Annotated in this window: 15 protein-coding genes and 1 pseudogene; 9 read left to right on the top strand and 7 right to left on the bottom strand. The window is 72.3% G+C overall.

The annotated features are described in order from the left end of the window. Positions 1–75 precede the first annotated feature (75 nt). The 5 genes and pseudogenes from QSK31_RS03465 to QSK31_RS03445 all read right to left on the bottom strand — a co-directional run bounded on the left by QSK31_RS03465 (position 76) and on the right by QSK31_RS03445 (position 7920). Positions 76–474, bottom strand: a complete 399-nt coding sequence (locus QSK31_RS03465) for an SSI family serine proteinase inhibitor (protein WP_285680830.1) — start codon at positions 472–474, stop codon at positions 76–78. A gap of 81 nt (positions 475–555) precedes the next feature. Beyond that, entirely contained in the window at positions 556–3930 is a 3375-nt protein-coding gene (locus QSK31_RS03460) for an error-prone DNA polymerase (protein ID WP_285680828.1), read from the bottom strand. A gap of 12 nt (positions 3931–3942) precedes the next feature. Then, a complete protein-coding gene (locus QSK31_RS03455) occupies positions 3943–5832 on the bottom strand; it encodes a DNA polymerase Y family protein (protein ID WP_285680826.1) in 1890 nt (629 codons plus the stop codon). Positions 5833–6379: 547 nt separating this feature from the next. After that, a pseudogene (gene imuA', locus QSK31_RS03450) lies at positions 6380–7009 on the bottom strand (DnaE2-dependent mutagenesis accessory factor ImuA'); the annotation flags it as partial. Positions 7010–7407: 398 nt separating this feature from the next. Beyond that, positions 7408–7920 (bottom strand): SAV_6107 family HEPN domain-containing protein, encoded by a 513-nt coding sequence (locus QSK31_RS03445; protein WP_502872891.1) that lies wholly within the window; start codon positions 7918–7920, stop codon positions 7408–7410. A gap of 490 nt (positions 7921–8410) precedes the next feature. Between QSK31_RS03445 and helR the strand changes: the two genes are divergently transcribed. Further along, on the top strand, positions 8411–10420 hold the full coding sequence (helR, locus tag QSK31_RS03440) for an RNA polymerase recycling motor ATPase HelR (protein WP_285680824.1): 2010 nt from the start codon (positions 8411–8413) through the stop codon (positions 10418–10420). On the opposite strand, the gene QSK31_RS03435 is transcribed toward helR, so the two are convergent. Beyond that, positions 10417–12372, bottom strand: a complete 1956-nt coding sequence (locus QSK31_RS03435; protein ID WP_285680822.1) for an APC family permease — start codon at positions 12370–12372, stop codon at positions 10417–10419. The genes helR and QSK31_RS03435 overlap by 4 nt on opposite strands. Positions 12373–12435: 63 nt before the next feature. On the opposite strand from QSK31_RS03435, the gene QSK31_RS03430 reads away from it, so the two are divergent. The 8 genes from QSK31_RS03430 to QSK31_RS03395 all read left to right on the top strand — a co-directional run bounded on the left by QSK31_RS03430 (position 12436) and on the right by QSK31_RS03395 (position 20284). Continuing rightward, positions 12436–13251, top strand: coding sequence for an SDR family NAD(P)-dependent oxidoreductase (locus QSK31_RS03430; protein ID WP_285680820.1), 816 nt, complete (start codon positions 12436–12438; stop codon positions 13249–13251). A gap of 18 nt (positions 13252–13269) precedes the next feature. Then, positions 13270–13740: a YbaK/EbsC family protein gene (locus tag QSK31_RS03425; protein ID WP_285680819.1), complete on the top strand. Its 471-nt coding sequence runs from the start codon at positions 13270–13272 to the stop codon at positions 13738–13740. Positions 13741–13745: 5 nt separating this feature from the next. After that, positions 13746–14423, top strand: coding sequence for a monooxygenase (locus QSK31_RS03420; RefSeq protein WP_285680818.1), 678 nt, complete (start codon positions 13746–13748; stop codon positions 14421–14423). Then, complete coding sequence (locus QSK31_RS03415; protein WP_285680816.1) at positions 14420–14995, top strand: GNAT family N-acetyltransferase; 576 nt, start codon at positions 14420–14422, stop codon at positions 14993–14995. The genes QSK31_RS03420 and QSK31_RS03415 overlap by 4 nt, the downstream gene beginning before the upstream one ends. After that, positions 14995–15744 carry a carotenoid biosynthesis protein gene (locus QSK31_RS03410; RefSeq protein ID WP_285680814.1) on the top strand — a complete coding sequence of 250 codons (750 nt, stop codon included), beginning with the start codon at positions 14995–14997 and terminating at the stop codon, positions 15742–15744. The genes QSK31_RS03415 and QSK31_RS03410 overlap by 1 nt, the downstream gene beginning before the upstream one ends. After that, positions 15741–16898: a glycosyltransferase family 2 protein gene (locus tag QSK31_RS03405; protein WP_502872890.1), complete on the top strand. Its 1158-nt coding sequence runs from the start codon at positions 15741–15743 to the stop codon at positions 16896–16898. Before QSK31_RS03410 ends, QSK31_RS03405 begins: the two co-directional genes overlap by 4 nt. Then, positions 16895–18349 (top strand): phytoene desaturase family protein, encoded by a 1455-nt coding sequence (locus QSK31_RS03400; RefSeq protein WP_285680812.1) that lies wholly within the window; start codon positions 16895–16897, stop codon positions 18347–18349. Before QSK31_RS03405 ends, QSK31_RS03400 begins: the two co-directional genes overlap by 4 nt. A gap of 180 nt (positions 18350–18529) precedes the next feature. Next, a complete protein-coding gene (locus QSK31_RS03395; RefSeq protein ID WP_285680809.1) occupies positions 18530–20284 on the top strand; it encodes a GGDEF domain-containing protein in 1755 nt (584 codons plus the stop codon). 1116 nt (positions 20285–21400) lie between these two features. Here the strand turns inward: QSK31_RS03395 and QSK31_RS03390 are convergent. Next, positions 21401–22372 carry an ArsR/SmtB family transcription factor gene (locus QSK31_RS03390; protein ID WP_285680807.1) on the bottom strand — a complete coding sequence of 324 codons (972 nt, stop codon included), beginning with the start codon at positions 22370–22372 and terminating at the stop codon, positions 21401–21403. Positions 22373–22400: the final 28 nt, after the last annotated feature.

The raw sequence follows: 22400 nt of genomic DNA, 5'->3' as shown, positions 1-22400 counted from the left end.
ATAGGTCGGCCGGGCCATCCGGCGGCCGACCTGACAGGTTCCTGATCAGACTGAGCCCGATCAGACTGATCAGGCTCAGAACGTGAACAGCACCCCGGTCGCGCGGCGCATGTCGCAGGTGTTGCTGAATTTCTTGGACCAGGCGATCTTCTTGCCCTCCCAGATGCCCTTCGCCTCGGCCGTGATCGGCGCGTACTCCAGCGTGCACATGACCGGGGCCGGCTTGATCGCGCCCGGATCGCCGTTCACCTTGACCAGGGTCTTGCACACCTTCTTGGCGTTCGGATGCACGTCGCTGTCCGGGACGCACGTCACCACCACCGCCGCGGCGAAGCCCGCCTCGGCCGTGTAGGCCAGCGTGAGCGAGGTCTTCGCCTTGCGGGCACTCTCCTCCGGGCCGCCGGCCGCCGCGCTCGCCGGGCTCCCGATCGCCAGGCTCGCCACTGCCGCCGCCACCAGCACCATCTTGTTCATGACCTTCTCCCCCGTGTAGTCCGCATCCGGTATAGGGCACCAAAGGTGCAAAGGTTGCGGAACCCGAGGAAATCTGCCCGTTCAGCGGAAGTCGCGGGACGGCGAGGTGATCGGTGGCGTCACCCCCTCGAGCCGGTCGGCGACCAGGTTGAGCACACCCTCCGCCTTCTCCAGGCGGCCCCGCACGATCAGCGCCGCGCTGGTCCGGGCCACCTTCCGGTAGCGCTGCCATAGCCCCGGCGAGCAGGTCACGTTGAGCATCCCGGTCTCGTCCTCCAGGTTGATGAACGTGACCCCGCCCGCGGTGGCCGGTCGCTGCCGGTGGGTGACGATGCCGCCGACCCGGATCCGGGTGCCCGCCTCCACCGGGCCCAGACGGGAGATCGGCAGCGCACCGGCCGCGTCGAACCTCTCCCGCACGAACTGGGCCGGGTGCGCGTCCGGGGACAGGCCGGTCGCCCAGACGTCGGACACCAGCCTGCCCACGTCGTCCATGCCGGGCAGGGCCGGGGCGTCGGTGCCGGTCACCGTACCCGGAAGGCGGTCTGGTCTGTCCTGCGAAGCAGCCCCCGCCGCCCAGAGCGCCTCCCTGCGGGAGAGCCCGAAACTCGCAAAAGCGTCGGCGGTGGCGAGGGCCTCCAGGTGGGTGGTCGAGCATCCGGTCCGCCGGGCGAGATCCGTCATGCTCCGGTACGCGCCGTGAGCGCGGCGTTCCTCCTCGATGCGTTTCGCCAGGTCGTCGCCGATCGTGCGTACCCTCTGAAGCCCCTGCCGCACCGCGGGGCCGTGCAACCCCCACGCGTGCGGCGCCTCACCGGGCAGCGCGCCCCACCGGGTCTGCTCGTCCGACTCGAGGGTGGCCGCGGCGTCGCTGAGGTTGATGTCCGGGCGGCGCACCTCCACCCCGTGCCGGCGGGCGTCGTCGACCAGCGACTGCGGCGAGTAGAAGCCCATCGGCTGCGCGTTCAGCAGCGCCGCGCAGAACGCCGCCGGGTGGTACCGCTTCAGCCACGCGCTCGCGTACACCAGGTAGGCGAAGCTCATCGCGTGGCTCTCCGGGAAGCCGTAGCTGGCGAACGCGGAAAGCTTGACGTACAGGTCGTCGGCCAGGTCGCCGGTGATGCCCCGCTCGGCCATGCCGTCGTAGAGCCGTTTCTTGATGCGCTCCATCTTCTCCATCGAGCGTTTCGAGCCCATCGCCCGGCGCAGCTGGTCGGCCTCGGACGGGTCGAAACCGGCCACGTCGATCGCCAGCTGCATCAGCTGCTCCTGGAAGAGCGGCACACCCAGCGTCTTCTCCAGCGCGTTCCACATCAGCGGATGCGGGACGGTCGCCTTCTCCTTGCCGTTCTTGCGGCGGATGAACGGATGCACCGAGCCGCCCTGGATCGGTCCCGGCCGGATCAGCGCCACCTCCACCACCAGGTCGTAGAAACAGTCCGGCTTGAGGCGCGGCAGAGTCGCCATCTGGGCGCGGCTCTCCACCTGGAAGACGCCCACCGAGTCGGCCCGGCACAGCATCTCGTACACCTCGGGGTCGTCCAGGCGCATCGTGCTGATGTCCAGATCGGACTCCAGCATGTCGTAGGCGTAGTGCAGCGCCGACAACATGCCCAGCCCCAGCAGGTCGAACTTGACCAGGTCGATCGCCGCGCAGTCGTCCTTGTCCCACTGCAGCACGGTCCGCCCCGGCATCCGCCCCCACTCCACCGGGCAGACCTCGATGATCGGCCGGTCGCAGATCACCATGCCGCCGGAGTGGATGCCCAGGTGCCGCGGGAAGCTCTGCACCTCGTTCGCGAACTCCACCACCTGCGCCGGGATGTCGTCCACGTCCAGCGTCGCGATGCTGCCCCAGCGGTCGATCTGCTTGCTCCAGGCGTCCTGCTGACCGGGAGAAAAACCAAAAGCCTTGGCAACATCGCGTACGGCCGACCGCGGCCGGTACGAGATCACGTTCGCCACCTGGGCGGTGTGTTCCCGGCCGTATTTCTTGTACACGTACTGGATGGCTTCCTCGCGGCGGTCCGATTCGATGTCCACGTCGATGTCCGGCGGCCCGTCCCGCTCCGGCGCCAGGAACCGCTCGAACAGCAGGTCGTACTCGACCGCGTCGACGTTGGTGATGCGCAGCGCGTAACAGACCGCCGAGTTGGCCGCCGACCCCCGGCCCTGGCAGTAGATCTTCGACTCCCGGCAGAACCGGACGATGTCGTAGACGACCAGGAAATACCCCGGGAAGTCCAGCTCCTCGATCATCTTCAGCTCGTGTTCGATCTGCGCGTACGCCTTGGGATGCGCCTCCGGCGGCCCATAGCGTTCCTGGGCCCCCTCCATGGTCAGCATCCGCAGCCAGCTCATCTCGGTGTGCCCGTCCGGCCGCTGGAAATCGGGCAGCTTCGGCGCGACCAGCCGCAGGTCGAAGGCCAGGTCCCCGCCGAAGTTCGCGGCGTTGTCCACCGCGCCCGGCCAGTTCTGGAAGCGGCGGGCCATCTCGGCGCCCGACCGCAGATGCGCGGTGCCCGCCGCCGGCAGCCAGCCGTCCAGCTCGTCCAGGCTGCGCCGGGCCCGCACCGCGGCCAGCGTGGTGGCCAGCCGCCGCCGCTTCGGGGTGGCGTAATGCACGTTGTTCGTCGCCACCGGCGGCACACCGCGGCTGCCGGCCAGCGCGTACAGGAAGTCGTTGCGCTCGTCGTCGTACGGGTCGCCGTGCGAGGTCAGCTCGACCGCGACGTTCGCCTTGCCGAACAGCGACACCAGCCGGTCCAGCTCCCGCGCCGCCGCGGCGGGGCCCTCCTCGGCCAGCGCCTTCGGAACGCTCCCCTTGCGGCAGCCGGTCAGCACCAGCACGTGATCCCGCAGCTCGGCGGCCACCTCCTCCAGGTCGCCGTAGTCGGGCTTGCCCTTCTCGGCACCCCTGAGCTGAGCCCGCGAGATCGTCCGGGCCAGCCGCGCGTAGCCTTCCGCGCCGTGCGCCAGGCACAGCAGGTGCCGCCCTTCCGGATCGGCCTCACCGTTCTGCGGCTTCGTCAGGTCGAGCGACAGCTCCGCACCCACGATGGTCGGCAGCTCCAGCTCCCGCGCCGCCTCGGAGAACCGCACCACCCCGTAGAAGCCGTCATGATCCGTGACGGCCAGCCCCTCGAGCCCCAGCCGCGAAGCCTCCTCGGCCAGCTCCTCCGGATGACTCGCCCCGTCCAGGAAGCTGAAGTTGCTGTGACAGTGCAACTCGGCATAGTCCACCGTGGACTCTTTTTTGATGAAAGCCGGCGCCTCGTACCGCTGCCGCTTCCGGCTCCATGCCGGCGAGTCACCGCCGTCCCCGTCCCCCGCCAGCGGATCGACGACGGCCGGCTCTCCCGACGGCCACCCCTTGTCCTTCTCCTTCTTGTTCTTCTCTCCGGTGAGCATCCCTTCGAGCTCCGACCAGGACATCTTGGGGTTGTGAAAGCCCATCAGCCCGCCGCCCTAGTCATAGATCGCCTCCACGGCCCAGTGCCCACCGGCGAGCGAGAGCAGCATGCCCCGCCCGTCCGCGAGCGCCACCTGAAACCGGGCCCGCCGCCGCATCTCCTCGGCCGCCCACCACCGTTCCTCCACCGGCCAGGGCCCCGCCCACCCGACGATCTCCACGGCCGGAGCCCGCTCCAGCAACAACCCGGCCGGCGCGCCGGTCAACTCCAGCCGCGCACTCACCCGAACCGGCTCCCCCGCCGCATCCACCACCACCGCCCCCGACGGCCGCAGCAGCACCACCGCCGGCGCGGGCTTGGGCACCCTTCCCGGCCAGGGCGGCAACACCGGCGCAGCCCGCGCCTTCCGCCCCCGCTTCCCCGCCTTACTCCCCGCGCCCTCGCCCTCCGAGCCTTCCTCCGCCTCGCTTCCCGCCTCTTCTTCTTCGTCTACCGCATCCGGCGTAGGAAGAAGAGACAAGGCAGACCGCCCTTTTCCGTCCGATGAGGACACAAGCCGAAGGGCAGGCCTCTCCGCCTCTTTCCCTTCTCGCAATGGACTGACGACATCCACCTCCGGCCGATCAACCGCCGGGACCGGGTCGGGAACCACGGCGAGTCGGGCCGTCTGCGGGAACGGGATCGGGTCCGGGGTCACGGCCGCGACCGGGATGGTGGTCAGTCCCGGGTAGGGGTCCCGGTGGGTGGCGGTCGCCCGGGGCGGGGTGCGTTCGTCGCCCCAGGGGATGAGGCTGATCTGGTCGTCGGCGGAGCGGCCGCCGGTGCGGATCGCGGTCATCACCGCCTCGGGGCCGAGCAGACCCTGGATGCGACTGAGGGCGCGGTGGGCGCGTTCCCGTTCGGCGCCGGCGTCGCCCCACAGGCCGGGTTGCAGACCGAGGTGGACGAGCACCCCGTCCGGGATCAGGCGCAACCGGACCAGGCCGGCGGTGGGCCGGTTGGTGGCGCCGCGGCGGGCACCGGTGAGCCAGCCGTCGAGCTGCCAGCGAACCCGTTCGGCGATCGCGGCCGCGGTGAGGGTGCCGTCGTGCCGCCAGACCCGGTGCAACTCCTGCCCGTCCGCGGTGACCGCCTCGATACCGAGCCGGGTGCAGGCCAGCCCGTGCGCGGCGAGGACGTCGTGCAGCCGTTCGGCCAGCACCCGCCCCGCGAACGCGGCGACGTCCACGCGTTCCAGCGGTTCGTCGTACGTCTCGGAGACGTCCAGATCCGGCGGCGGCCGACGCACCGCGAGCGGCCGATGGTCGAACCCGGCGGCGAGCCGGTGAGCCAGCGCACCGTCGAACCCGAACCGCGTCAGCACGTCCGAGGGCGGCAGCGCGGCGAACTCCCCCAGCGTCGTCACACCCAGCCGGCGCAGCAGATCGGTCAGCTCCGGACGGTCAAGGGCTTCGACCGCAACCCCCGACAGAAATTCCCGGGTACGCCCCGGCGCGACGATCCGCCCCGCCCGCGCCGCCAGCCCCGCGGCGAAGACCCCTTCGGCGATCCCCGCCTGACTCTCCACCTCGCAGGCTTGCGCCACCTGCTCGACGATCCGTTCGGCGGCCGCTTCCTCGCCCCCGAAGTACCGCACCGGCCCCCGGGCTGCCAGCGCACAGGCCCCCGGCCGGATCACCTCGACCCCGACCGCGACCTCTTCGATCGCCGCGACCACCGGCTCGAACGCCCGAGCGTCCCGCCCCGCATCGTGCTCGACAACCACCAGCCGCGAACACCGGCTCTGCGCCTCCCGCCGCCGCAGCCCCCGCCGCACCCCGTCCGCCCGAGCGGCTTCCGAGCAGGCCACCACCCGATTGGCATGAAGCACCGCCACCGGCCCCGCCGAGCCCACCCCGTCAACGATCTCCGCAGCAACAACCGGCCAGTCCGGACACCAGATCATCAGCGTCCGAACCCCGGCCCCCTCACTCACACCCGCCCCGCCCGGCCTCTCGCCGAAAAGCGGAGCCAGAACCGAAACCAAAACCAAAAGCGGGACCGGGTGCGGGTGCGGGTGCGGGACCGGGGCCAGGGCTGGGTGCGGAGATCGGAGCGGGAACGAACTCCCACCAGACGGGCACGGCAGGCCGGGCCGAAGCGGTCCGGGCCGAAGCAGTCCGGGCCGAAGCAGTCCGGATCGGACGGAGGCGAGCGGCAGGCCGCGAAGTGCCGACCGATGGGGTTCGTGGCCGACGGGCATGCACCGGGCCCGTCGGACGGCTTCGCCTCGGATGCGAAAGCACGATCACGCACGCCGATGCCGTCGCCGATGCCGGGCGCGCGAAGCGCGACAGGATCGCCAAATCCGACACCTCAAGATCCGCAGCATCATCCACGGACAAATCCACCACGTCCCCCGGCCTCTCCGCCCCAGGAGGCACGGCAGGCGAGGGCGACAACGAGGAAGGGCCGGAGGAGACCAGCGGCGGGACGGGTGGCGGGACGGACATGCCGGGCATCCACATGGTCAGTTCGCGCGGGCGGCCGGCCGCGCCCCGGCCGCGGGCCAGAACCGTCACGCGGCGGCGGCGCAGGCGGCCGTGGCCCTGGCCCAGGCCTTCCCAGGCGCCGGCGGTCACGCGCAGGGTGACATCGGCGCCGGGCCAGGCGCCGACCGGCATCAGGACGCTGCCGCGCTGGCGGGCCCGGGCCACGAGGCGGGCGGCGATCGGCGGGGCTATCTGGCCGGGGATCGCCGTCACCACGATGTCGACGCCGTCGATGAGGGCGCCGGCAACGGTCGGCCAGTCGGGGCCGGGGTTGGGGATCAGGGCCAGGCGGTCCAGGGCGATGCCGTTCTCCTCGGCGGCCAGGGCGCCCAGGTCGGGCACGCCGATCACCGCGCACCAGGAACCGGCCCGGGACGCCGCGGACAGCAGGGCCAGCATCAGCGAGACGGTGCCGGAACCGCCGGCGGCGACCGCGATGGTGCTGCCGCGGCGCAGGCCCCGGCCGGGCAGCAGCGCGCTCAGCTCGGGCGCCACCGGCAGCATCCGGTGCAGGCCGGGCGCGTCGGTCTCGCTCGCCGGGCGGACCAGCTCAGACAGGGCGGCAGCACCCTTGATCAGGCGTCCCGCCATGGCACTCGCCTCTTCCTCAGCTCGATGGGATAGGTCAGCTCAACGAAATGGGCCAGCTCGACCGGATGGCCAGCTCGATGGGATGGGCCAGCGAGGGACGATCTCAGCTCGATGGACGAAGCGGCCAAGGGAACGGCCTCAAAACTCGATGGGCGGAGCGGTCGAAGGAACGGAACGGCCGAAGGGACGGCCTCAGCGCAATCGGATGGGTCAACCGGGAAGGTGGATGGGACAGCCGGGAAGGTGGCCGCGACGGCCGGGAGCCGCCGGGCGACGGTCGGAAGCCACAACCGCCGGACGAGGGCCGGGAGCCGCAACGGCCGGGCGACGACCGGAAGCCGCAACGACCGGACGAGGGCCGGGAGCCGAGACGACCGGTGACGGCTGGAAGAGATGGATCAGGCGGCCAGGCGCCCAGCCGGCAACCGCTGCTGGTAGGCGATCCCCAGCGCCGTCTCGACGACCGCCACGAACTGCTCGGCCGCGCGCAGCAGGTCGTCGGCCTCGCGCGGGCTGACCACGCGCGGGATGCCGGCCTCGGCGGCGGAACGCTTGCCGGCGCCGAGCGCGAAGTAGTCCGCCCACTCGCTGAACTCGGGCGCGACCAGCACCAGCAGCGACCAGACGCTGGTCACCCGGGTGCGGCGGCCGGGCGCGGCGGGACGGGCGCGGGCGGCGAGAACGGCGGCGGCGGCGCGCAGGGCGGCCATGTGCGCGGTGGCGTACCGCAAACCGTCGGGACCGGTCTGTGCCGCCTCGGCCAGGCCACCGCGCGCTATCGCGAGCAGCTGGGCGGGGGTGCGGTGGGGCAGCATGTGGGCGGGCACGGTGGGCGCGTCCGCGGATCGGACCGCGGCGGTCGGCGCGTGCGCCAGGCCGGGCACCACCCCGGTGGACGAGTTGCTCGCCATGTCGTTCTCCTCAATGCACGTCACATCCGATGAAGATGGCCGCGCTGCGGAGGAAGAAACGCAGCGGAGAGACCGTCGGCCGGGTGCGGGAGCTTCCCCACAACCACACCCGGCCGGACAGCGCCGGCTGGATCCGTCGCCCGCCCCCGGGGGTCGGTGGGGGCGGACGACGGTCCTGCCTAGGTGGGTCCGGATCCGCGAAAACCCGAACCTCCTCGCGACGCTTCGCGGGCGTCGCACCGGGGCGGGAGCCGCGAATCTCCATCCCCGATCGCTAGTACGGCCGTTCGAAGGATTCGAACAGACGTTCTAACTACGGAAGAGAGTAACACCCGGGTACGACAAAAAAGCAAGGCCGGAAAGGGGGTTGGCAGAGTGGGAGGTCACGTCACTCCCCGCCAACTTGAACGTATACCAGAGCAGGGGTCTTGCCGCAAGACCCCGGTCCTGCCGCAGAATGGTCGATCGACGCCAAGAACGGGGGTTTTACGTGCTTACCACGGTGTTCGACCTGAAAGGCGCCAAGGATGATCCGGCGCTGATCGACCAGGACGAGAAGCACTTCGCGGCGATGGCGGCCAGCATCGAACAGTCGATCACCGACCTGTCCGCCCGGCTGGAGGCCCAGCGCAAGGCGCCGGCTGGCAAGGGACGCCAGGCGGTCGACCGCGACGAGGAGGTCCAACGGCTCACCAGCCGGCTGCGGACGTTGCGCCGCTACAGCCTGGATCTGTGTCTGGGCCGCATCCACAGAAGCAAAGAGACGGTCTACATCGGGCGGCTCGGCCTGACCGACCAGGACGGCCGCCGCCTGCTGGTCGACTGGCGCTCCCCGGCCGCCGAGCCGTTCTTCGCCGCGACCCACGCGAACCCGCAGGGCCTGGTGAGCCGCCGCCGCTACCGCTGGACCCGCGGCCGGATCACCGACTTCTGGGACGAGGTGTTCACGCCGGAGGGGTTCGAGAGCACCGCCGCGCTCGACGACCAGTCCGCCTTCATCGCCAGCCTCGGCAGCACCCGCTCGCCGAGGATGCGCGACGTCCTCGGCACCATCCAGGCCGACCAGGACGCCATCATCCGGGCGGGCTCCGGTGGCGCGCTGGTCGTGGACGGCGGCCCGGGCACCGGCAAGACGGTCGTCGCGTTGCACCGCACCGCGTACCTGCTCTACTCGGATCCGCGCCTGGGCCAGCGGCACGGCGGCGTGCTGTTCGTCGGCCCGCATCAGCCCTACCTGGCGTACGTGTCGGACGTGCTGCCCAGCCTCGGCGAGGAGGACGTGCAGACCTGCACCCTGCGGGACCTGCTGCCGGAGGGTGCGGCGGCGAGGCCCGAGACCGGCCCGGAGGTGGCCCGCCTGAAGTCGTCGGCGGACATGGTGACGGCGATCGAGACGGCGGTCCGGTTCTACGAGGAGCCGCCCGCGGGGAGGAAAAGCTGGGCCGAGGCGTTCGCGTCGGTGTCCCCCGGCACCCCGCACAACGAGGCGCGCGAGGAGATCTGGGAAGAGCTGGTCGCGATGGACGAGGAGGCGGACCGCCGGGAGTTGCGCACCGCCCTCAACCGCGCGTGGCCGATGCTCGATCCGGCGGAGCTGATCGGCGATCTCTGGTCGGTGCCGGCCTACCTGCGCAGGTGCGCGCCCTGGCTCACCAAAGATCAAGTTCGACTTCTTCAGCGTACGGATGTGAAGGCCTGGACGTTGTCCGACCTGCCGCTGCTGGACGCCGCGCGACAGCGTCTCGGCGACGCGGAGGCGGCCCGGCGGGACAGCCGCCGGACGGCGACGGAGAAGACCGAGCGCCGGCGCATGGACCGGGTCCTCGACGACCTGATCGCGTCCAACGAGTTCGACGACGGCGAGGGCCTGATGACGATGCTGCGCCAGCAGGATCTGCGGGACGTGCTCGTGGACGAGGCCGCCATGCCGCACCAGGACCCGGATGTGCTGGCCGGCCCGTTCGCGCACGTCGTGGTGGACGAGGCGCAGGAGCTGACCGACGCGGAGTGGCAGATGCTGCTGCGGCGCTGCCCGTCGCGCAGCTTCACGATCGTCGGCGACCGCGCCCAGGCCCGCAACGGGTTCGCCGAGTCGTGGCGGGAGCGTCTGGAGCGGATCGGGCTGAGCCGGATCGAGCTGGCCACGCTGACCATCAACTACCGGACGCCGGCCGAGATCATGGCGGAGGCCGAGCCGGTGATCCGGGCGGCGCTGCCGGACGCCAACGTGCCCACCTCGATCCGCACCAGCGGCGTGCCCGTCGTCCACGGCGTCCACGCCGACCTGGACGCGATCCTCGACGAGCACACCGAGGGCACGGCCTGTCTGATCGGCGCGACGACCGACCGGCCGGGGGTCCGGAACCTGACCCCCGAACTGGCCAAGGGACTCGAGTTCGACCTGGTGGTCCTGGTCGATCCGGAGCGCTGGTCCGCGGTCGATCGCTACGTGGCCATGACCAGGGCGACGGGAAGGCTCGCCATTCTCGAGAAGATCTAGCCTCCGACGTGGATCCCGGGGCGCCGAGCCGGATCCGGTTCGGCGGAACGGATGATCTCGCGGACCACGGGCGCGGTGTCGCCCCGGCCGAGGAGCAGGTACCGGAACAGGTGGACCAGCGGGCTGCCCTCGGCCCACTCGAAGTAGCACCGCGGGCGTACCCCGGTCGCGTCGCGCAGCGCCAGCAGCACCGCGGCGATCGCGTTCGGCGCGGCCGGGCTCTGCACCCGCAGGACCCGGTAACCGTCCACCTCGACCCCGCGGACGTGCAGCGTCTCGCTGAACTCCGACGGGTCGATCACGTCCACCTCGAGGAAGATCAGGTCGGCGACGTTGGGCACCGGGTTCATGCCGCGCTGCTCGCGCTCCTTCGCGGAGTACTCGGCCTTGTCACCGGCCTGGCGGCGGTTGGCGACGATGTTCAGCTCGCCGTCGTGCACGATCGAGTCGGCGACGAACCGCCGGGCCGGCTCGTCGAACTCGATCCGGTCGGCGCGCAGCTCGGTGGTGCGGGCGACCCGGGAGATGAGCGACACCACGATGATCCCGGCCACGAAGACGGCGGAGATCGCGATGCCGTCCGGCTTCTCGATGATGTTGTCGCCCAGGGCGTACACCAGGACAAGAGTGAGCACCGCGAAGCCGATGCTCGCACCGCGCTGCCGTGACCGGATCGCCGAGATCATCACCGCGACCGCCCCGGAGACCATCATCGCCAGGATGCCGGTGGCGTAGGCGCCGGCCTGCGCGTTGACGTCGGCCTGGAAGACCAGCGTGATGCCGATGCTGATGGCCGTGTAGACCAGCACCACCGGCCGGACCGCACGCGCCCACTCCGGCGCCATGCCGTAGCCGGGCAGGTACCGCGGCACGATGTTGATCAGGCCGGCCATCGCCGAGGCGCCCGCGAACCAGAGGATCAGCACGCTGCTGATGTCGTAGACGGTGCCGAAGCCCTCGCCCAGCATCTGGTGCGCCAGATAGGCGAGCGCACGGCCGTTCGCCGCACCGCCCGGCTGGAACTCCTCGGCCGGGATCAGCACGGTGGTGATGAAGCTGGTGAGGATCAGGTAGACGCTCATGATCAGCGCGGCGGTGGTGAGCAGCTTGCGGGTGTTGCGGATCCGCTCGGCCTTGTCGGACGCTTTGATCAGCGGCATCATGCTGACCCCGGTCTCGAAGCCGGACAGGCCCAGCACCAGCGCGGGGAAGGCCAGCACGGCGGGACCGAACGCGCCGAAGAAGCCGCCGTGCCCCTGTGTCAGCGCGGCGGTCCAGCCGGCGAAGTGGTCCGGCACGTGCGTCAGCCCGACCACGGTGACCACCGTGTTCAGCCCGAGGAAGATCGCCACCAGCGGGATCGCCACCACCACGGCCTCGGTGAAGCCCAGCAGGAAGACGAAACCCAGGATCAGGAGCAGGACGACCGTGATGAGTACGTTGTGCCCGTGCAGGAAGCCCGGCAGGTTCGGGTTCTCGGCCATGTGCACGGTCGCGTCCGCCCCGGACAGGGTGATCGTGATGATCCACGAGGTCGCCACGAACCCGAGCAGCACCAGCACGAACAGCTTGCCTCGCCAGAACGGCAGCAGCTTCTCCAGCATCGCCACCGAGCCCTGGCCGTCCGGGCTCTCCTGCGCCACCCGCCGGTACATGGGCAGCATCCCGGCCAGGGTGAGCAGCACGATCAGCAGCGTCGCCAGCGGGGACAGCGCACCGGCGGCGAGCGCCGCGATGGCCGGCAGGTAGGACAGTGTCGAGAAGTAGTCGACACCGGTCAGGCACATGATCTTCCACCAGGACTGCTGGTGGGCGCCCTCGCCGGACTCCGGACCGACCGGCTGGACCCGGTGGGCGAGCAGCCACCGGCTGATCGCGCGACTGGGGACGTACGGCCGGACCGGGCTTTCGACGGACTCCGGAACAATAATCTCGGTACTCACAGTGCTCATTCCGCTACGGACCGGGCTGCGCGGCCGATCGTTCGGTGCCAGGATGCACCTCGGAGGTAGACCATGACGAGAACCATTGTGATCACCGGGTCGAGCTCGGGCATCGGCCTGGCCGCGGCGGAGCACCTGGCGACGCTGGGCTACGACGTGGTCCTCGTCGGTCGTGACGAGAAACGCCTGGCAGCGGCCGTGGAACGGGTCACGGCGGCCGGGCAGGGCCGCGAGCCGGCATGGTTCCGCGCCGACTTCGAGCGGCTCGCCGACGTCCGGCAGCTCGCCGAGCGCCTGCTCACGGCGTACCCGAAGATCGATGCTCTGGCGAACAACGCGGGCGCGCTGGTGCCGAGGCGGCGCATCACCGAGGACGGCTTCGAGGCCACCATCCAGGGCAATCACCTGGCGCCGTTCCTGCTCAGCACGCTGCTGCGGGAGCGGTTGCGCGGCGGCCGCATCGTCACCACGGCGTCGGACGCGCACCGCGGAGCGCGCGTCGGCCCGGAGTCGTTCACCGGACCGGCGGGGCGCTACCTGGGCTTCCCGGTCTACGGCTCGAGCAAGGCGGCGAACGTCCTCTTCGCGTCGGAGGCGGCCCGGCGCTGGCCGGACATCACGAGCGTGAGCTTCCACCCGGGCGTGGTCCGGTCCAACTTCGGCGGCGGCCCGCTGCTCAAGCTCGCCTTCCGGTTCACGCCCTGGCTGCGCAGCGCGGCGGCGGCCGGCGCGGACCTGGCCCATCTGATCACCGCGCCCGAGCTCGTCGACGGCGCCTACTACTACCGCGGCAAGCCGGCCCGCGCGTCGGGCAACGCGACCGACCCGGCCCTGGCCGCCCGGCTGTGGGACGCGAGCGAGGTCGCGGTCGGAATGGACGCCCGCTGATCGGGGCATGATGGCGGGGTGCGCAACCATCCCAACGTGATCGCGGTGCAGGATGCCCTGGACGCGGCCGGTGCGACCGGCCCGGACGGCCGGCCGTGCCAGGTCGTCCTGCTCGACGAGGCGGTACACACCGCGGCCGCGGCGGCCGAGGCGCTGTGCATCGAGGTCGGGCAGATCGCCAACTCGCTGATCTTCGACGCGGCCGGCGAGCCCCTGCTGGTGCTGACCTCGGGGGCGCATCGGGTGGACACCGCGCGGCTCGGGGATCTGAAGCGGGCCACGCCGGCCTTCGTGCGGGAGCACACCGGGCAGCCGATCGGTGGCGTGGCCCCGCTCGGTCACCCCAAGCCGGTACGCACGCTGGTCGACACCGCGCTGGGCGAGTTCGACGCGATCTGGGCCGCGGGCGGCGTACCCCAGGCGGTCTTTGCCATCACCTATGCCGAGCTCCTGCGCGTCACGGCCGGGACCGCGGCGGACGTCGCGTAGGTCCGATGCCGGTCAGCCTGCATGTCTGGCGGGTGCCGCGTCGCCGGATCGGCGCGGCCTTCCTGCGGATGGCGCGCGATCCGCGGCGGGTGCGCGGCCTTCCGGGTGTCACTTTCGCCAAATTCCTGGGTACGGGCACAGGTGTGTCCTTCGGTCCCCTCGACGCCGACTTCTCGCGTTATGCCGCCCTGGTCGTGTCCGCGTCTCCGGTGGCGTTGTCCCCCTGGGACCGCATCGCGTCGTCGTCAGCGGTTGTTTCGCTCACGCCGCTGCACAGTGTGGGCACGTGGTCCGGTCGGCGACCCTTTGCCGCCTCTCGGGACAAACCGGACGGCATGGTGCTGGCGTTGACCCGGGCCCGGCTGCGGCCCTCGCGCGCGCTGACCTTCTGGCGAGCCGTGCCGCCGGTGGTGGCCGCCCTCGACCGGGCGCCCGGGCTGCTCGCCCGATTCGGCATCGGTGAGGCGCCGATCGGCTGGCAGGGCACGGTGACCGTGTGGCGCGGCGCGACGGATCTGACCGCCTTCGCGTACCGTCAGCCCGAACACCGTGCCGTGATCGATCGAACACCCACGGACAACTGGTACGCGGAAGACCTGTTCGCACGCTTCGCCGTCCGGGACATCACCGGCGACCGATCGGTGCTGGGCTGGATGGACGAAGAAGGGCGGGCGCAGGCATGAGGCTCGTGCCGTGGCAACCGGACGATCTGCTCCGGCGGCTCGACGACGTGGTGGCGGTCTACGGCGAGGCCATGGGCTACCGCAAGGAGCTCCTGCAGACGCGTCGCGGGTACATCGGCGCGCACGTTCGCCGGGCCGGATTCCGGTCGGTCGCCACGCTCACGTCCGACGGGCACCTCGCCGGTTTCGGGTACGGGTACGCGTCCGGCCCCGGCCAGTGGTGGCACGACCAGGTCCGCGCGGCGCTGCCTCAGGACGCCCGCGAGCAGTGGCTCACCGACTGCTTCGAGGTGGTCGAGCTGCACGTCAAGCCGGCCGCCCAGGGCCACGGCGTGGGCGCGCGGCAGTTGCGGGCCCTGCTGGCGATGGCCGACGGGCGTACGGTCCTGCTCTCCACCCCCGAGGCCGACGAGGAGCGCTCCCGGGCGTGGCGTCTCTACCGCCGCTTCGGTTTCGTGGACGTCCTGCGCGACTTCATGTTCCCCGGCGACGAGCGAGCGTTCGCCATCCTCGGCCGGGAACTCCCCCTGGCCGAACGCCCGGTCGACGCGCCGGGCATCGTCGGCATCTGATGCGGCGCCTCCCCTGGGCGCTGCTCGGCGCCCTGGTCCTGGTCCAGATCTGCTATCCGCTGGCCGCCGGCCGCGCTCCCCTGACCGTGGCAACCGTCGTCCTGGGCTACGTCTTCTCCGTGACGCACGCGTGGCTCTCCCGCGGCCCGCACGTCGCGGCGGCGCTGGTGCTCGTGGTGACCCTCGGCGGTTTCCTGGTCGAGGCGCTGGGCGTGGCGACCGGTTTCCCCTTCGGTTCGTACTCCTACTCCGGCGCGCTCGGCCCGCAAATCCTCGGCGTGCCGCTGATCATCCCGCTGGCCTGGACGTGGATGGCGTGGCCGGCGCTGCTCGCCGCCCGGCGCCTCTGCCGATCCTTCGCGGCACGGGTGGGGGTCGCGGCGTTCGGCCTGGCCGCGTGGGATCTCTTCCTCGACCCGCAGATGGTCTCCGAGGGCTACTGGCGCTGGCTCTCCCCGACGCCGGCGCTGCCCGGCCTGCCCGGGATCCCGGTCGCCAACTACCTCGGGTGGCTGGGCTTCGCGCTCCTCGTGATGACCCTGTTGTCCCTGGTGCTGGGCTCGCGCCTCGAGTTGTCCACAGCCGATGACCGGCCGGCCCTGGCGCTGTGGTTCTGGACGTACGCTTCCTCCGTGCTCGCCCACGCCGTCTTCCTCGACCTCCCCGCCTCCGCGGCCTGGGGCGGGGTTGTCATGGGCCTGGCCGTCATTCCCCTGGCCATCTCTCTTGTTCGCCGGCGGGCTGCGTGAGCTGGCTGCTCCTCGTGCCGTTGGTGCTGCTCACCGGGCACACGATCGTCAACGCGCTGTTGCTGCGGCGACCGCCACGCGACGCCGTGACCGAGCGGCGGGTGGCGGTGCTGCTGCCGCTGCGGGACGAGGCCGACCGCGTCACTCCCTGCCTGGAGGCGCTGCTCTCGCAGCGTGGGGTGCCACGGTTGGAGATCGTCGTGCTCGACGACGGGTCTGCCGACGGGACCGCCGACGTGGTGCGCTCGGTGGCGGCCAGGTCCGCGGCGGGCGGCCCGGTGGCCGCTGATCCCCCGGCGGGCGAATCGGTGGCCGCTGATCCCGCGGCGGGCGAATCGGTGGCGGGCGGCAAGGTGCGGCTGTTGACCGGGGCCACCCCGCCGGACGGGTGGCTGGGCAAACCGCACGCGTGCGCCCAGCTGGCCGCCGCGGTGCCGGAGGCCGAGGTGCTCGTGTTCGTCGACGCCGACGTGGTGCTGGCGCCTGACGCGGTGGCGGGCGGCGTCGTCGCGGCCGAAGGCTTCGAGTTGCTCAGCCCGTACCCGCGGATCGTCGGTTTTGGTCGTCTCGTCCAGCCGCTGCTGCAGTGGTCGTGGCTGACCTTCCTGCCGATGCGCGCGATGGAGCGGTCGCCGCGGACGTCGCTGGCCGCGGCCGGTGGGCAGTGGCTGGTGGTGTCGCGCGGCGGCTACGACCGGGCCGGCGGCCACGCGGCGGTGCGCGGCGAGGTGCTCGAGGACATCGCCCTGGCCCGCGCGGTCAAACGCTCCGGCGGCCGGATCGCCCTGGCCGACGGCTCGGCGTTGGCCACCTGCCGCATGTACGACTCCTGGCCGGCCCTGGTGGACGGCTACACCAAGTCGCTGTGGGCGTCCTTCCCGTCGGCGTTCGGCGCGGCCTCCGTCGTGGTCCTTCTCCTTCTCCTGTACGCCGTCCCGCCCCTGTTCGTCCCGACACCGTGGTGGCCGCTCGCCGTGACGGCGTACCTCCTGGGCGTCGCCGGCCGCGCGGTGACCGCGCGCGCCACCGGCGGCAGGGCGTTCCCCGACGCCTTGGCCCACCCCGCGTCGATCGTCGTCTTCGCCTACCTGATCGCCCTCTCCTACCAGCGCCGCCGCCGGGGCGCCCTCACCTGGCGGGGCCGCCCCGTATGAGCCGGGTGGTGATCATCGGCGCGGGGGTCGGCGGGCTGGCGACCGCGATCCGCCTGGCCGCGGCCGGCCACGACGTCGTGGTGCACGAGCGGTCCGGCGTCGTCGGCGGCAAACTCGGCGTGTACGAGCGGGACGGCTACCGCTTCGACACCGGGCCGAGCCTGCTCACGTTGCCGCAGGTGTTCGAGGACCTCGGCCTGGGGCTCGCGCCCGCGCCCGTCGATCCGGTGGTACGGCACGTCTTCCCGGACGGGACCGTGCTCGACTCGTCATCGGACCCGGCGGTGTTCCGCGCCCGGATCGCGGACGCGTTCGGGCGGGCGGCGGCCGACGACTGGGCGGCGTTCTGGCAACGGGCCGAGCGGATCTGGGCCGCCTCCTGGGGCCCGGTGCTGCAGCAGCCGGTGACCGCGGCGACGCTCCTGCGGATGTCGTGGCGGCTCCGCGACCTCCGGGCTATCGCACCGGGCCGGTCCCTGCGGTGGCTGGGGTGGCGTCACCTGCGCGATCCACGGTTGCGGATGCTGCTGGACCGCTATGCCACGTACACGGGAGCGGACCCGCGACGGGCACCCGCCGCGCTGGCCGCTATCCCTTATGCGGAGCTGGCGTTCGGCGGCTGGTACCTGCCCGGCGGCCTGGGCACGCTGGCCACGGCGCTGGCGGCACGAGCCCGTGCGCTGGGCGTCGAGATCGTGCTCGACTCCCCCGTGACAGCCATCGACCAGTCCGGCGGCCGCGTCTCCGGTGTGCGTCTCGCGTCCGGTCTCGTTCCCGCGGATGTCGTGGTGTCCAACGTGGACGCCCTGGAGACGTATCGGGAGCTGCTGCCGGATGCGGGGCGGCTGGGGCGGCTCGCGGACCGGAGCCTGGCCGGCTTCGTGCTGCTGCTCGGTGTGCGTGGTGAGACGCCGGAACTCGCGCATCACACAGTGTTCTTCCCCCGCAAGTACGGGGCCGAGTTCGACGCGATCTTCGGCGATCCGGGTCACGGGCGACGGGCACGCCCGGCGGACGATCCGGCGATCTTCGTGACTCGCGCGCCCGATCCCGCGGTCCGGCCGGCCGGGCGGGAGGCGTGGTTCGTGCTGGTCAACGCGCCGCCGCACGGCATCGGGTGGAATGCGGTCGACTGGCGGCGGCCCGGGCTGACGGAGGCGTACCGGGATCGGATCCTCACCCGGCTGGCCGCCCGCGGCCTGGACGTGCGCGACCGCCTGGACTTCGCGGAGGTCCGCACCCCCGCCGACCTGGCCTCGGCGACGGGCGCGCCGGGCGGATCGATCTACGGGACGGCGGGTGGGCTGCTGCGGCCGGCCAACCGCGGTCCGCTGCCGGGCCTGTACCTGGTGGGCGGATCCACCCACCCGGGCGGCGGGCTGCCGATGGTCACTCTCTCGGCCCGCATCGTCGCCACGGAGATCGAGTCCGACCTCGCACGCCGAGCCTGACCCGCGACGCGCGGAGGCTGCGCGGCCCCTGAGCTTAGAGATGCGCCACACGCAGGTCTCGAAACTCACCGTCTACCACGTGGTGACGCTACGGTGGTGGAAACCCGACGGCAACCGACTCGCACCAGGACCGTGACCCGTGCTGGGCGATGATGGTCACCGACGGCTGAGGCGGGTGGGATGACGGCGCAAGTGGCGGTTCGCGATCACACCGCGCTCCTCACCGAGCTCGAGTGCAACGGCAGCATCGACGAGTTCGCCACCGTTCGCGTCCGGGCCGCTGAGCTGCGGGTCCTCGCCGCGGAGGCCGGGGACGACGAGGCCGTGCACCGGTGCGACATGCTGATCGCCGACGTCCTGCTGCGCGAGGGACAGCTGGGCCCCGGCGGGCTCAGCGCGCACCAGACGCAGGCGTGGGCCGAACAGCACGGACGGCCGTACGTCCAAGCCCGCGCCCACCGGGTGCTGTCGAACTTCTACCGGCTCCTCGGCGACTTCCCCGAGGCGCTGGCCCACGGCGTCCAGGGCGTGTCGAACCTCCCGGCCGACGCCCCGCCCGCGGTCCGGGCCCGGCACCTGGTCATGCTGGGTTGCGCGCTCGACGACAACGGCTCGTTCGACGAGGGTGAGTTGCGCTACCGCGAGGTGCTGCGGATCGCCGGCGAGCTCGGCGACGACGGTTTGACGCTGCGCGCGCTCAACAACATGACCTACAACGCGTACGAGGCGGGTGACGAACCCACCGCGAGCACCCTGGCCGCACGGATGCGTGAGGTCGCCGCGCGTGGCCGGCCGCTCGCCGCCAAGGAACTGGACACCATCGCCCGCGTCGAGATGATGGCCGGCCGCTACGACGAGCTGGAGACCACGCTCGCCGGTGCGCTCGACGGGACCATTCTGGACACCGACGGTGACGGCGCGGCGGAGTGCCTGCTCACGCTGGCCGAGGCGCGGCGCAACGCCGACCGGCCGGCCGCCGCGCAGGCCGCGCTGGATCGTGCGGTCCAGCTCTGCGAGCGCAACGGCCTTTCCCGCGTACGCGTGCAGGTGCAACGCGAGCAGGCGGCGCTCTTCGCGGCCGCCGGCAGATACCGGGACGCGTACGAGGAACTGCTGCGCCACAACGCCGGCCTGGCGACGTTGCAGAGCAACCAGCGGGAGGCGCGCGCCCGGGCGATGCAGGCGGTGTTCGAGGCGAACGAGTTCCGGGAGATGGCCCACCGGGACGCGCTGACCGGCGTCTACAACCGCTGGTACGTCAACGAGCAGCTGCCCGTCCTGCTGGCCGAGGTGGCGGCGAACGGCGAGCCGCTGTCCGTGGCGATCCTCGACCTGGACCACTTCAAACAGGTCAACGACACGTTCTCCCACGCAATCGGCGACGCGGTGCTCCAGCAGGTGGCCCGGCTCCTGCCCGACGGCACGGGCGGCCCGCTGCTGCCGGACGGCCTGGGCGGACCGCAGCTTCCCGACGGCCCGGGCGGCCCGGGCGGCCCGGGCGGACCGTTGCCGCCGGACGGCTCGGGCGGCTCGGGCGGCTCGGGCGGACCGTTGCCGCCGGGCGGACCGGGCGGACCGGGCGGACCGGGCGGACCGGGCAGACCGGGCAGACCGGGCGGACCGGGCGGACCGGGCGGACCGTTGCCGCCGGACGGCTCGTGCGGCCCGGCGGTGGCGGCGCGTCTCGGTGGCGAGGAGTTCCTGCTGATCCTGCCGGGCTTCGACGCGGCCGCGGCGGCACGCTACTGCGAACGTCTGCGGCTGGAGATCCACGACTTCCCGTGGGCGGCGATCACCGGCCCGCTCCCGGTGACCGCCAGCATCGGCGTCACCACCACGACCGACGGCCACTCGACGGTCCCGGCACTGCTCGCCGCGGCCGACCGCAACCTTTACGCGGCCAAGCGAGCCGGCCGCGACCGCGTCGTCAGCTAGAGACCCTTCGAGGTTGAGGTCTGGTCAGGCCGCGCTGCCGGGTGTGCAAGGTGCCCGGGCGCCTGCTGCACCCTGGTTGCCGCCGCCCGCGCCCGCTGCGGAGTCGGGCGGGGTGCCCGCTCACCCTGGTTGCCGCCGCCCGCGCCCGCTGCGGAGTCGGGCGGGGTGCCCGCTCACCCTGGTTGCCGCCGCCCGCGCCCGCTGCGGGGTCGGGGCGGGGTGCCTGCTCGCCCTGGTTGCCGTCGCTTGCGCCCGCTGCGGGGTCGGGGCGGGGTGCCTGCTCGCCCTGGTTGCCGTCGCTTGCGCCCGCTGCGGAGTCGGGGCGGGGTGCCTGCTCGCCCTGGTTGCCGTCGCTTGCGCCCGCTGCGGGGTCGGGGCGGCTTGCCAGGCGCCCGGGTGCCTGCTCACCGTTGCTGCGGCCGGTCGCGGCCGTGGCCGGGCGCGGTTGGTGGTAGGAGCGGATATGAGTGGTAGACCAGGCTGGCAGTGGTGGGCCAGGGCGGTATTTCGGCGTGGATGCCGCGCTGGGCTACCACGGTCCGCGCGCGTGGTAGCTCAGAGCGGTCAGCGGTCACGGATAGCGCCTGGCCCTACCACCGGCCACGAGACACCGGTCGGCCAGAGCGGTCGTGGCGGGCCGAACAGGCCGGATGCCGCCTTCGGCTACCACCCTCGCGCCCAGCTACCACCGCAGGCCACGGCTACCACCCTCGTACCCGGCTACCACCACAGGCTACGGCTACCACCCTCGTGCCCGGCTACCACCGACCGCGCCCGGGCAGAGCCGCGAGCGGCGGCAGCGACGGTGAGCAGGCACCCGGGCGCCTGGCAGACCAACCGAAAGCCCACACCCGGCGAAAGCGCCGGCAACAAGCGCACGCACCGAAGAGCCCCGGCAACCCGAGGAGCCCCGGCCGAGGGAGTCCCGGCAACGCGAGGAGTCCCGGCAACGCGAGGAGTCCCGGCAAGGCGAGCCGGACCTCCACCGCGAAGAGTCTCTAGACTAGACCCTTCGCGACGCAACGCCTGGGGTTTCTGGTGCGTGCCCTTGATAGCTGGGCACGTGCCCGCCGGAAGGGCCGGCCGCGACGGCGGTGCGCGCGCTCATCGGCCTGCTCAAGCGAGAAGCTGCAAACCCAGATCGGTCGTCGCGTACGTGACGGAGCGTCCCGTCCGGGTGCGCGTGACCAAGCCGGCCGCGTGCAGCACGGCCAGGTGGCCGCCGACGGTGCCCAGGCTGAGGCCGAGCTGCGCGACCAACTGGCTGGTGGTGGCGGGGCCGGTCAGTGCCCGCAGCACGGCTGCCCGCCCGGCGCCGAGCAGCGGGCCGAGCGTGTCGTCGTGCGGTGGCGCCGGTGGGCCGAGCGAGTCGGCGACGCCGCGGGCGCGGTAGGCGACGTTGAACGGCTGCGGCGGCTTGTGCCGGACGATCAGGTCGCCGAAGACGGTCGGGGTGAACATCAGGCCCTGGCCCTTGACCTCGAAGACGTCGTCGTCGCCGGTCATCCGGATCGCGATCGCGCCGTCGGCCCAGGTCACGCGCGGGTGCATGCGGTCGAGGGCGGCCGCCCAGCCGTAGGCGGCGAGGCGTCCGGCGCGGTGCACGATGTCGCGTTCGAGGATGGCGCGCAGCCGCGGCCACTCGGGCTCGATCAGGGTGCGCCAGCCGGCGTCGAGCGCGTGGGCGAGCCGGTCGACCACGTCGGGGGCGGCCAGGATGCGCCGGGCGTACTCCGCCGGGCCGCGGTGTCCCCGCAGGTTGAGGTCGATCTCCGCGCGGGCGACCTCGGGCGGCGTGGCGCGGAGGGCGTCCAGTTCCTCGGCGAACGAACCGCCCGGCCCGACCGGCCCGGGCAGCAGGAAGTCGGAGTTGTACCCGCCTTTGCGGAACAGCGCGGCCAGCGCGCCCACCTCGGGCACAGCGCGGCGCAGTTCGGCCAGCCGTCCCCGGCGGCGCTCCACCCACGGTGTCAGCACGCCCGCCGGGTCCGCTCCGGCCAGCAGGCGCAGCGCGCAGTGCGTCTCCAGCATCGGTGAGATCCCGTAGCTGCAGGTGGCGAGGTCCGCGCCGGCCAGCTTGATCAGCATGTTTCGGCCACGAACGAAACCTTAGACC

The organism is Actinoplanes sp. NBRC 103695, from assembly GCF_030269485.1.
GTDB lineage: Bacteria > Actinomycetota > Actinomycetes > Mycobacteriales > Micromonosporaceae > Actinoplanes.
Note: the sequence above shows the minus strand (reverse complement) of the source record. Positions and strands in the feature narration are given on the sequence as shown.